The organism is Microcoleus anatoxicus (genome assembly GCF_042465725.1).
GTDB classification, from domain to species: domain Bacteria; phylum Cyanobacteriota; class Cyanobacteriia; order Cyanobacteriales; family Microcoleaceae; genus Microcoleus; species Microcoleus anatoxicus.
Genome location: NZ_CP120853.1, coordinates 2,807,018 through 2,819,221 on the forward strand (window position 1 = coordinate 2,807,018; position 12,204 = coordinate 2,819,221).

Annotated in this window: 9 protein-coding genes and 1 pseudogene; 6 read left to right on the forward strand and 4 right to left on the reverse strand. The window is 44.8% G+C overall.

Annotated features, from left to right (window positions below; all coding sequences use genetic code 11):
- The first annotated feature begins 18 nt into the window (after positions 1 to 18).
- The 3 genes from P2A85_RS12230 (at position 19) to P2A85_RS12240 (ending at position 3,607) form a co-directional block, all read left to right on the forward strand.
- Positions 19 to 1,539: an aminotransferase class I/II-fold pyridoxal phosphate-dependent enzyme gene (locus P2A85_RS12230; protein ID WP_377480283.1), complete on the forward strand. Its 1,521-nt coding sequence runs from the start codon at positions 19 to 21 to the stop codon at positions 1,537 to 1,539.
- A 93-nt stretch (positions 1,540 to 1,632) separates the two neighbouring features.
- Positions 1,633 to 2,226, forward strand: coding sequence for a precorrin-6Y C5,15-methyltransferase subunit CbiT (gene cbiT / locus P2A85_RS12235; RefSeq protein ID WP_377480286.1), 594 nt, complete (start codon positions 1,633 to 1,635; stop codon positions 2,224 to 2,226).
- Positions 2,227 to 2,692: 466 nt separating this feature from the next.
- Positions 2,693 to 3,607, forward strand: a complete 915-nt coding sequence (locus tag P2A85_RS12240; protein ID WP_377480289.1) for a phosphatidate cytidylyltransferase — start codon at positions 2,693 to 2,695, stop codon at positions 3,605 to 3,607.
- A 40-nt stretch (positions 3,608 to 3,647) separates the two neighbouring features.
- On the opposite strand, the gene P2A85_RS12245 is transcribed toward P2A85_RS12240, so the two are convergent.
- Positions 3,648 to 4,919, reverse strand: coding sequence for an RNA-guided endonuclease InsQ/TnpB family protein (locus P2A85_RS12245; RefSeq protein ID WP_377480291.1), 1,272 nt, complete (start codon positions 4,917 to 4,919; stop codon positions 3,648 to 3,650).
- A gap of 123 nt (positions 4,920 to 5,042) precedes the next feature.
- Here P2A85_RS12245 and P2A85_RS12250 point away from each other — a divergent pair.
- Positions 5,043 to 5,201, forward strand: a pseudogene (locus tag P2A85_RS12250) (transposase); the annotation flags it as partial.
- 83 nt (positions 5,202 to 5,284) lie between these two features.
- Here P2A85_RS12250 and P2A85_RS12255 read toward each other — a convergent pair.
- Positions 5,285 to 6,331 (reverse strand): NAD(P)/FAD-dependent oxidoreductase, encoded by a 1,047-nt coding sequence (locus tag P2A85_RS12255; protein WP_377480294.1) that lies wholly within the window; start codon positions 6,329 to 6,331, stop codon positions 5,285 to 5,287.
- A 355-nt stretch (positions 6,332 to 6,686) separates the two neighbouring features.
- On the opposite strand from P2A85_RS12255, the gene P2A85_RS12260 reads away from it, so the two are divergent.
- Positions 6,687 to 7,532, forward strand: a complete 846-nt coding sequence (locus P2A85_RS12260) for a hypothetical protein (protein ID WP_341734206.1) — start codon at positions 6,687 to 6,689, stop codon at positions 7,530 to 7,532.
- A 36-nt stretch (positions 7,533 to 7,568) separates the two neighbouring features.
- Entirely contained in the window at positions 7,569 to 9,227 is a 1,659-nt protein-coding gene (locus P2A85_RS12265) for an O-antigen ligase family protein (RefSeq protein WP_377480297.1), read from the forward strand.
- 195 nt (positions 9,228 to 9,422) lie between these two features.
- On the opposite strand, the gene glmS is transcribed toward P2A85_RS12265, so the two are convergent.
- Together glmS and psaC are read right to left on the reverse strand one after the other, a co-directional pair.
- The gene (gene glmS / locus P2A85_RS12270) at positions 9,423 to 11,324 is read right to left on the reverse strand and encodes a glutamine--fructose-6-phosphate transaminase (isomerizing) (protein ID WP_377480299.1); all 1,902 of its coding nucleotides are present in this window, start codon (positions 11,322 to 11,324) and stop codon (positions 9,423 to 9,425) included.
- A 492-nt stretch (positions 11,325 to 11,816) separates the two neighbouring features.
- On the reverse strand, positions 11,817 to 12,062 hold the full coding sequence (psaC, locus tag P2A85_RS12275; protein ID WP_015175986.1) for a photosystem I iron-sulfur center protein PsaC: 246 nt from the start codon (positions 12,060 to 12,062) through the stop codon (positions 11,817 to 11,819).
- Between the last annotated feature and the right edge of the window lie 142 nt (positions 12,063 to 12,204).

Consider the following 12,204-nt stretch of genomic DNA (forward strand, 5'->3'; position numbering starts at 1 on the left):
GGATGAAACAAATCACGGATGAACTCTCAAACAAACACGCCTTTATTAGATGCTTTGCGCGATCGCACAAATCACCATCACTCCCCATTTTACGCCCCCGGACACAAAGGCGGTCAAGGAATCTCAGGGCGGTTAGTTGAGTTATTAGGGCCACAAGTATTTCGATCGGACCTCCCCGAATTACCAGAATTAGATAATCTCTTTAACCCAGAGGGCGTAATTGCAGAAGCTCAAAATTTAGCTGCTGAGGCATTTGGGGCCGAACATACTTGGTTTTTAGCAAACGGTTCGACTTGCGGAATCATCGCGGCAATTGTCGCAACTTGCGGCCCAGGAGATAAAATTATCCTACCTCGAAACATCCATCAATCGTTAATTTCTGGTTTGATTTTATCCGGTGCAATTCCCATTTTTGTCAATCCAGAGTACAACTCGGATTGGGATATTGCCAACTGCATCACCCCAGAAGCCACCGCAGCAGCATTAACACAACATCCCGATGCCAAAGCAGTCATGGTGCTTTACCCAACCTATCACGGCGTCTGTGGAGATTTGCGGGCGATCGCCAAAATTACCCATCAATACAACATACCATTATTAGTAGATGAAGCCCACGGAGCCCACTTCAACTTTCATCCCAACTTGCCAGAACCAGCACTATCAGCCTGTGCTGATTTAACAGTACAATCAATCCACAAAACTCTCGGTGCAATGACACAAGCCTCAATGCTCCATGTCAAGGGTTCTAGGGTAGATATCCCCAAATTAAATCGAGCTTTACAGTTAGTACAATCCACCAGTCCGAGTTACATATTATTAGCATCCCTAGACTCCGCCCGCCAACAAATTGCCCTCCACGGCAAACAGTTGATGACCCAAACTTTACTACTAGCAGAAAAAGCGCGATCTGCAATCAGTAAAATTCCAGGTATATCAGTTTTAGAAGCATTAAATACACCCGGTTTTGTCGATTTAGACCGCACGCGACTGACAGTAAAAGTATCTGACTTGGGAATCACAGGATTTGCAGCAGATGAAATTCTGCACTCTCAACTTGGCGTTACCGCAGAATTGCCAATGCCACAACATCTCACATTTATTATCAGCTTGGGAAATACCGAATCAGATATTGACAATTTAGTTAAAGCTTGTACTTTTTTAGCTGGAAGGAAGGAGAAGGAAGAACTACCCCTCCCTCGTGGTTCCCAAGGGGAGAATGGGGGAAGGAAGAAACAAGATTTTTCTCATCCCCCACTCTCCCCATCCCCCACTCTCCCACTCCCCCACTTTCCCCCTCCTCCACTCTCCCCTCGCGAGGCCTTCTTTTGCCCAACGGAAACAGTAGCAGCAGACAAAGCAGTCGATCGACTCAGTGCCGAACTAATCTGTCCTTATCCCCCAGGCATACCTGTGTTGATGCCCGGTGAAATCATTACCCAAAAAGCCCTGGAATACCTCAAACAAATCCACTCCGCGGGTGGCAAAATCACAGGTTGCAGCGATACCCACCTCCAAAGTCTCAACGTTGTGCGAAAGTAAATATTAAGGCTGGGCGAAATGGGGAGAATTTTTAAAGGTTCCTCATTTCCCACTGCGGTCTGGCTGGAATTTAAAATCTCAAATAGAACAACTATGCTTTGGCCCTACGTCACTCCTGGTATCCCAGACGATTTATTTGAACGTTTACCGGGTATTCCCATGAGTAAACGAGAAGTCCGACTGCTGTTAATTTCTTACCTACGGCTACAAGCAGACTCAGTGGTTTGGGACATTGGCGCAGGTACTGGTACGATCGCCGTAGAAACAGGTTTGTTATGTCCCAAAGGTCAAATTATCGCCATCGAAAGAGATGAAGAGGTGGCCAATTTGATTCGCAGAAATTGCGATCGCTTCGAGCTCAACAACGTCGAAGTCATAGAAGGTAGCGCCCCGGAATGCCTCAAAAATCTGTCCCACCCCCCCCACCGAGTTTGCATAGAAGGAGGCCGCCCCATTAAAGCCATTGTCCAAGAAGTCTGGGGGTACTTGCAACCCCAGGGTCGAATTGTCGCCACCGCCAGCAATTTAGAGAATCTTTACGCCCTTTCCGAAAGCTTCGCCCAATTGCAAGTCCGCAACATTGAAGTAGTTCAGTCCGCCGTCAACCGCCTAGAGACTCGTGGGCTAAGTCAAACCTTTGCCGCTGTCAATCCCATATTTATTCTCAGTGGCGAAAAGCTAGATTAGTCAGTAGTCAGCAGTCATCAGTCATCAGGGTAAACAACCCTAGGCATAAATGCGACGGCTTTCTGTAGCCTTGATAGAACTCCAAGATTGCCAGGCAATACCTAACCTTCGAGAGGGTTTACAGCTGATGGCGTGGGGCTTCCCGGCCTCTAGCTAATGACTAAGGACTAAGGACTAAGGACTAAGGACTAATGACTAAGGACTAAGGACTAATGACTAAGGACTAAGGACTAAGGACTAATGACTAAGGACTAATGACTAATGACTAAATGTAATTCTTAACCTTTTTTAAGTCCCGTTAACCTTCATACTAAGATTAAGGGCAAACATAACTCGATTGACCGCGTGACTTGAGATATTTGGATGACTGATGGGGGAAGAACCCGTGCCCTACAAAAATCCAAAATCTAAAATCCAAAATCCAAAATCGAATCACCCGCCCCCGTCTGCAAGAGAATTTCATTTTATGCCGTGGTCTCGTATCCTCAGTGGAATAGTTGCGATCGTCCTTGCTTTGGGCATGATTATATTGGGCGGATGGTACTTCACCGTCGGCTTCGGGATCATCGTCTACCTAGGTCAACTAGAATATTTTCAACTAGCCAGGGCTAAGGGTATTGCACCTGCTGCCAAAACTACCTTAGTTGTCAGTCAAGTTCTGCTAATTACGGCCGCCCTTGCACCGCAACTGGTAGATGCTATGTTTCCCCTAGCGGGAACCTTCATCTGCTTCTACCTGCTGTTCCAGCCTAAGCTATCGACGATCGCCGATATTGCCGCTTCAATTTTAGGATTGTTCTACGGCGGTTATTTGCCCAGCTATTGGATACGGCTGCGAGTCGGACTTGACCCAGTTTATCAAGCTACAACTGGATTTGGTCAAGCAGTCGCCAGCAATTCGCTAACTCAAATTTATCCCCAGTCTTGGATGGATATCAGTCATATCTCCTTAGGACTAACTTCCCTATTTCTGGCTTTCCTTTGCATCTGGGCCGCGGACATTGGCGCTTATTTTGTCGGCAAATTCTTCGGCCGCACTACCCTCTCCCACATCAGCCCGAAAAAGACGGTTGAAGGTGCCGTGTTTGGAGTTTGTGGCAGTATAGCAGTCGCTGCCGCCGGGTCTTGGTATTTGAATTGGCCTGGCTGGCCCTATACTGGGGCTGCTTTTGGTCTGTTGATTGGTGTTGCCAGTTTGTTGGGGGATTTAACTGAGTCGATGATGAAACGAGATGCCGGTGTTAAGGATTCGGGGCAGTTGATCCCCGGTCACGGTGGCATTCTCGATCGCACTGACAGTTATGTTTTTACAGCACCGTTAGTTTACTATTTTGTGACTTTACTCTTGCCCGCGATCGACTTTTATCTGATTAATCATTGACACTCTCAGGTCTGAAGACGCTGAGATTCTGCGGACAGAATTAGTTTAATCTAATTCTCGCTACGATTGCCAAAGATCGTCTACTGAGTTGATCGAGCGACAAACCTAATCTTCCCGATACTTTTCTTAAAATATTGGCTGCCCCATTCAGGTCAGCATTAACAACAAAACCATCAGCAGTCCAATAAAGTCCACGCTTAATTCTGTTTCCAGATGCTTTCCACCCCATCGGTTTTTCACCGTATTTGGGTAGGGAGTCTCCATCCAAGAAACTAGCTTTTGAAGTGTAGGCTTCCTCAGTTTCAACAAATTTAATCCCGTGTAAATTACCAAGTTGTTTGACGCGGGATTTTAGTTTACCTAAAGGCATTTGAACAAACTTTTGATTATTCAAATTACCCAAATTAGCATTAATTTTAAACCCTTCATTCCAACCCATCACCAAGGTTCCAATACCATATTTAAGACAGTGGCTAACAATTAGTTTGGCTGCTTTATTAATCCCATCACGCATTTGGTGATTGCGTTTACGGGTTACACGATCTAACCAATTATCCCAATATCCTTGAGGCTTACCTTCTTTACGAGTTGATACTTTTTTGTTCCAAAGTTGATTCCTAGCTTTCATCACTCTAGCATCAACTAAAAAAGAATTTCCCAAGGTATCAACACAAGCTGCTAAATTATCGGCAGTTCCCAGGTCAATAGACAACGCTTGGTTGATATCTAATTCATGGTTTTGTTTCTCTGCTTCATAAGACATTTCTAAATAAAAAGCACCATTCTTAGGAAGAATAGTAAATTCTTTAACCTTACAATAATCAAGATTTGATGGCATAGGCAAGAAAAATTCAGATACCCCAAACCATCTTTTAACTGTTAGTCCCAGGGCAAACCTAAGTAGACCGTTAATTAACGTTGGCTTTTGTCCCCCAGAATTAGGGTAAGCAACTTTGAATAGTTTAGAACCATTGAGATAACCAGGAGGTTTGGGTCGAAAATGTAATTGACCTTTTTTATGTAAATCTCTCAAATTCTTGAAAGATTTGAATGCTTCTGTTACCGACATTAAGGTCTGCTGCATCGGTGTTGATGGCATTGATTGTGCCAACAAAGATTTTGATACCGATGGTTCAAATGCTAAATCAAACTTTCCCGTTAATAATTTACCTGTCTTAAATAATGTTTGACGAGCGAAATAAATCCCTGTATTGTACAATTTACCTGATTGTTGACAAAGATATTCTATCAACGCACGGGTTTCTGGATCTAGAGACAACAAGATTTGCTGCACTCCTATTATTTTAGCCATTAATTCGAATATCACGATTTTCTTGACCTCTTTATGGTAATCAACTATAGTGATTCTGTCAACCCCAAATTAAATAAATATGCTCCCTCTACCAGAATACAGAACCCATAATCATGTAAAGCATTTAAGGGTAGGTCTAGTAATTTATTGAGAAAATAATTTCCACACTTGCTAAAATTACCTAGCTTGTGGACAAGTAGTTATTTTGTTAGCAGTGCTGGTAATATCAGCAGCGAAACTGTTAAAAAATATATTGAAGATCCACATCATTTAGTAAACTAATATTTCAAGGGGAATAAATTCCCCTGTGTCGTGTTTCCTCTCAGGTCTGAAGACACGCTCGTTTCGACACTCCCATCCTTTTCTTATGATTTGACCCAATTAGCGGCGGCCAAACCCGATCGCAAAGCACCTTCAATTTGATTTCCCCCGCACAAATCCCCTGCACAAACTAAGGGTAAAGTTCCCTCAGCAGCCAAACAAGAAACAGGCAAAGGATTTCTACAAAAAGCATAGCGCCAACGGTGAACCTGCAACCATTCAGGCTCTTTTAGCCAAGGCATCAAATATTCAGAAGTGCGATCGAGCAATTGTTGACCCACACTAGGCAAATCCGTAGCATCAAAATAGCGATCGGCAAAACTGGCACTACTGTGAACCACAAACACGGGCTGAGGCGATTCCAGTCGCTTGCTACTATCAAAACCAATCCAAGCTAAATCAGAATTATCTCGAAAATCAACAGTTTTCCACGGGTAATTTAGATTACTCAAATCTGGTTGGCGTTCCGCAGAATAGCCAGCCATAACCGTAATGCAAGCGTCATAATTAACCGAGTGCAATTTGTCAAGAAAATCTGGCGAAAATCCCTGGTCTGCCTTTAAAAACAGTAAAGCTTGGGGTGCAGGAATTGCGACTACGATCGCCTTAGCAATCAATTCTTGAGGCTTGTTAAAATTGTCATCAGTAACTTCTAGAGAAAGATGCCACATTTGGTTATCTGTACTAGAAATAGCTTCTACGCGACGCCCTGACCAAATTTCTAAACCCTCAGCCAGGTACTTACCTACAGCATTCATTCCCGCAGGTGCAACATAACAGTCCCTGGGAATCGAAAAAACCTCTCCCCCGACTCCATTTTCTCCCTCTCGAAATTCCCCAACAGTATCAGTCCACAGTTTCAGGATATCGCGATCGACCAAAACATCAATTAACCCCTGCACCGCATCCCCCTGGGATTCCAGATAGCGAGCCCCATGATCGGCCCTAGTACCGTTAACACGACGAGTAGCAACTCTGCCGCCCACACCGCGAGATTTTTCCACAACCACCACAGAATAACCAGCCAAGCGCAACTGTTGAGCGCAACTCAGCCCCGCCATACCAGCACCAATCACCGCAACATCAAACATAATTAGTCAATACTCTATACTCAATAGTCCTTAGACATCTCCAAAAACTCTTGTGGGATAGGCATTGGGCCCACCCAAGACTAGCTTTTTACCAGATGTCCACTTATCAGCTTAAAGGCTCTGGGGGAAGTTTCTGTGCCATATTTCCACTTGTGGCCAAGCGTTGACAGTCCTAGCTAGGGCGGCTCCCCGCCATCGCCCCGCACCAAGTAGTAGAATTAAGGACAGCACGAATCCGTGATTAAGACCAGTTAAAAAAAAATGCCACTGTAGGCAAATTTCCCAACCCGATCGTTGTCAAACAACAGCAATCCCAAATCTCAAATCTAAAATCCCATAAGGGAGGGCAAAAATCTTGGACGAACTCAGAGCAGCGCTAGAATTGGCTACAGAAGAAGAATTGCAACAACTGACAGAACTCCTGTTCAGCCGCAGGTTTAACCCTTTAGATTACGTGCAAACCCCAGCACCGATCGATGTCCAAAGTCGCGATCGCGAAGCTTGGCTAGATGCCGTAGAACAACGGTTTCGCTACCTCTCAGCCGACGGATTGACGGTACTCAGAGGGCGGACTGAACAAGTAACTTACAGACAAGCCCTAATTCAAGTTTGTCGCTATCTCAAAATTCCCTATCCCAAACAGTTGTCAACAACCGACTTAGAAGCAGAAGTATTTTTGCACTTAATGGGCCGCGCATGGAAGCAGTTACCTTCCCAAGAAAAACAAGCATTGACTGTACGAGTACAGCGAGCAATTGTCGAGTCTAAACTCTCGGAACCTCTGCCAATTTCTGCGGAAAAAGACCCCTTGGGTTTACTGTTCAAAGGTGGCAGCGCTTTAGCTGTTAGTTCCATCGTCAAACCAGTTTTACTCAAACTCATGGCCCATCAATTTGCACTGCACTTTGCCACCTATGAAATGGCAAAACAAGCAGCGATCGCCGGTGGAACAGCCGCAGCAACCCAGTTTCAAAATTATGTCGCCATTCAGACTGCCCGACGCTCTATGGCGACAAGTGCTGCTCGTTACGGTGTGACGCGGAGTGTGTTTTCATTTCTCGGCCCGGTGTTGTGGACGTGGTTTTTAGCTGATTTAGGCTGGCGCTCGATTTCAACTAATTATAGTCGGATTATTCCTACCATTTTTGCCTTGGCTCAAATTCGCTTAACGCGATCGGAATGCACCTGGGAATTAGCCTAAAGATTTGAGATTGTAGATTTTAGACTAGGAGTGTCGGTGAATAGCAAAAAACGGTTAAAATTAGGCGTAAAACTGACAGTAGAAAATCTCAAATCTCGACTTCAAAAACATCCCGATCGCAGTTTGCAAACCCCCTGGAATTTCGCTCAATTGGGAGTGCTGATTTTTCCGGTAATTCCGATTTTGGGAGCTTTAGGAATCTTCCTGGGATTAATCGGCACTTGTTCCCAACAAAAATTTAGCCAAATTAGCACTCACCCGGTGAATCGAGGTTTTGCAATTCTCAGCGTGTTGCTAGTCATCACGGCGGTTTTTGCTAACAACCACATCAAGGCTTTTTTAGGGTTGGGTAATTTCTTGCCGTTTTTTATACTTTTTGTGGCATTCAGTCGTTTAATTCAAACTCCCACTCAATTGCGGCAATTGTCTTGGATAATAGTAATTAGTTCAATTCCCGTCATAATTTTGGGTTTCGGACAGCAATTTTTAGGTTGGAGTGGCATTGTTCAATTACAGCCCGTTTTTGGCTGGGTACTCGAACCCACAGGCAATCCTCCTGGTAGGATGGCTTCTGTATTTATGTATGCCAATATTTTAGCTTGTTATCTAACTATTGTTTTTATTTTAGGTTTGGGATTGTGTATTGAAGGAAGAAGGCCCAACGACTGCGTTTATCCTGAGCCCTTCGACTACGCTCAGGATAAACGCAGCCGAAGGGCTCAGGAACCGCTTCAGGAAGAAGGAAGAAGGATAAGGGAAACAAGTAATGAACTGCCAATTCCCAATTCCCAATTCCCCATTCCCAATTCCCAATTCCCAATTCCCAATTCCCAATTCCCCATTCCCAATTCCCCATTCCCCATTCCCAATTCCCCATTCCCAATTCCCCATTCCCCATTCCCCATTCCCCATTCCCCATTCCTGTTTTTAACTTTTGCCGTCCTAGGAAATGCTGTTTGCTTGATTTTTACTAATTCTCGTAATGCTTGGGGATTGGCCGTTTTGGCTGCTGTGGCTTTTGCTGTTTATGCAGGTTGGAAAAAAATATTAGCTGCGGTTTTTAGTGCTGTTGGTGCAGTTTTTTTGTCCGCTTTTGGTCCGCAACCTTTGCGACAATATTTACGAACAATTATCCCGGCTTTTTTCTGGGCGAGACTCACCGATGAGATGTTTCCCAATCGACCGACAGCGACTTTAAGAACTACTCAATGGCAATTTGCTTGGTCGATGACTCAGCAGCGTCCTTGGACTGGTTGGGGATTGCGAAATTTTACGGATCTCTATGAAGCTCAAATGCACGAATGGCTTGGTCATCCTCACAGTTTGATACTGATGCTGACTGCGGAAACGGGAATACCAGTAACGCTGTTTTTTTTGGGTTTAGTTGGGTGGATTTTGGCTAGGGGTGTTTTGCTGTTGCTAAATTGGCGATCGCATTTTCCTGTAGATACTCAACAGCAGCAGATAGAGGAAAATTCAATGTCTAATATCACAAATCGGGTAATTTCTCAAGATGTAAATTCAGGCGATCGGCTCATCTTCTTCAGTTATTTATTAGCTTTCGCCGCCTGTACTTTGTTTAATACTGTAGATGTAACATTGTTTGATTTGCGAGTTAATACTATAAGCTGGCTACTATTAGCCGCGATTTGCGGAATCGGAAATCGGGCATCGGGAATAGGGAATAGGGAATAGGGCATTGGGCATCGGGAATAGGGCATTGGGCATTGGACATTGGGCATCGGGCATCGGAGGCATAGACTGGGAAACAAATAACAAATAACCGATAACAAATAACCGATAACAACAGTCAACAGTGAACAGTCAACTGTCAACTATCAACTGTCAACTATCAACTGCCAACAGTCAACAGTCAACAGTCAACTGACATTATTCCACCGTCACTGACTTCGCCAAATTCCGAGGCTGATCCACATCCAAACCCCGTCGCGCCGCAATATGATAAGCCAACAGTTGTAGGGGAATTACCGTAACAATTGGTGACAATAATTCATCTACAAAAGGTACGGGCAAAACATGATCGAAAATATCCGCTTCCGCCGCACCTTGCTTAGGGGTAACGCCAATTAAACGGGCATCTCTGGCTTTCGCTTCCTGAGCGTTGGAAAGTACCTTTTCGTAGACGCTTCCGGGCATGGCGATCGCCACTACAGGCACTTTGGCATCCAAAAGGGCGATCGGGCCATGTTTCATCTCACCCGCCGGATATCCTTCGGCATGAATGTAACTAATTTCCTTCAGTTTCAAAGCCCCTTCCAAAGCAATGGGAAAGTTAATTCCCCGTCCCAAAAAGATAAAATCTTGGGTTTCAGTAAACTGGTGGGATAATTCCTCCACATACTGTTCCTGAATCTCCAAAAACTTTTCAATTATAGCAGGCAACTGGCGCAAACCAAGCAGGATTTCTGCCAATCTTTCGTTACTTATAGTCTGTCGTTGATGTGCCAAATCCAAGGCTAAGAAATAGAAAGCCATCAACTGAGTGACAAAAGTTTTGGTAGCAGCCACCCCAACTTCGATACCAGCGTGGGTGTTAATAATGTGTGGTATCATGTGGGCGATCGAGCTTTCTGTCCTGTTAGTAATGCCTAACATTCTCGCCCGAAATTTATCAGTCAAACCCGCTCGACGCTGTTGTTCCATTCCCAAAGCAGCCAGTGTATCTGCCGTTTCTCCAGACTGTGTTACCCCAATAATTAAAGTATTGGCTGTCAGCGGTGCCGGTGCATAACGATATTCGGAAGCGTACTGCACCGAAGTAGGAATATTCGCTAACTGTTCCAACAAATATTTGCCAATTAGGGAGGCGTGCCAGCTCGTTCCACAGGCTAAGATCGAAATTTGTTCGACATCGGCACAAAGCTCCTTTGGCAAGTTGAGATTAATCGGAGAGTCTTGACTTTCAGGGTTCCATTTGTTGTCTAAATACGTCTCTAAACAAGCTCTGACTACGGCGGGCTGTTCGTAAATTTCCTTGTGCATGAAGTGTTTGAAGCCCTGTTTCTCGACGGAAACTGGACTCCACCCCAGGATGCGCGGGCTTTTTTTCAGCCTTTGCCCTGCAAAGCTGTAAACTTCAACTCCCATGGGAGTTAGTCTGGCTGCTTCTCCATTTTCCAGAGACAAAACAGCGCGGGTATGAGACACTAATGCGGGGGTGTCTGAAGCGCAGAAAAATTCGCCAGCACCAAAGCCAATTACCAAAGGAGCTTGCTGTCTGGCGACAATTAATTCGTCTGGAAAATCTGCACATATCGCCGCGATTGCAAAGGCTCCTTCTAATCTATTTACAGCCTTTAAAACGACTTCTAAAAATGAAATTTCGGCATCGGCTTCTGACTTATTCCTTGTGAATTCAGCCAATAATTCAGAAATTAAATGAGGAATAACTTCTGTATCCGTATCGGAAACAAATTTATGTCCCTTCGCTTTTAATTCTTCCCGCAATTCGCGATAATTTTCGACAATGCCATTTTGAACTACTGCAACTCTCCCGCTATTATCCATGTGAGGGTGAGCGTTATATTCTTCTGGCTTACCGTGAGTTGCCCAGCGAGTGTGTCCGATACCAATGGAAGCTGGAGATTCTATCTCTGCTAGTTTTTCCCGCAGGTTGTGCAATTTACCCTTGGCCCGGAGGCAAGTAATTTTCCCTTCCCAGATGGTAGCGAGGCCCGCTGAATCGTAACCCCGATATTCCAGTTTCTCTAATCCTGCTAGCAAAATCTCGCTTGCTGCTTGGGTGCCGATATAGCCAACGATTCCGCACATTTGAGGTACTCCTGCTTAGCGATCGTAAGTCAAAACCAATTTTTATCAAGATAGCACGGGAAGCGGAAACCCCGTCCCTTGAAGACCAAGATGGAAGGGATTTGCCGGATTCGATTAATCAAACCACTAGATTAATTATTAATTACTGTGCATTGAACGGTATCAATATTATGGTTTTTTATGGTAATACAAAATAAAAAATATTATTAATGAGGTACAGGGGAGTGTCCATGGCGAATGGCGAATTGTTAGTGGTTACTTGTTAGTGACTTTTCTCATAGCCAATTACCAATTACCAATTACCAATTACCAATGCTCGATTGTACCTCCTATGAGAGCTCGAAAGGCTATATCGCTGTATTTTCACATTGCTCTGCTTGCTGTTGCTATAGCTTCTAACTGGGGCAGAATGTAGATCCCACAGCAAAAGAGAGGGAGCAATGTCATCGCCCCCTCTCCGGTGTTTGTAGTTCGATCGCTGTCGATCGAATTTTAGTAAGCTAGACCCATACTGCGAGTTGTTTCTGCTCCCAGGTAAACCCGGATGCTGAGAAAATCGGTAGGGCAAGCAGTTTCGCAACGCTTGCAGCCTACACAGTCTTCTGTGCGGGGAGATGAGGCAATCTGAGCTGCTTTGCAGCCATCCCAGGGCACCATCTCCAAAACGTCAGTCGGACAAGCGCGGACGCATTGAGTGCAGCCGATGCAGGTATCGTAGATTTTGACTGAATGAGACATTGAATAAAGGCTCCCAACGAGTCACTAAAAATTTGCGGACTCTGCGAGTTAAAAGATTTGACGGCTTGAGGCCACCGCTATAACCTGCACAGAGAATTAAAAGTAAGTCTACCGCAGTGCCTGGAAGCACTTGGCGAAAAAG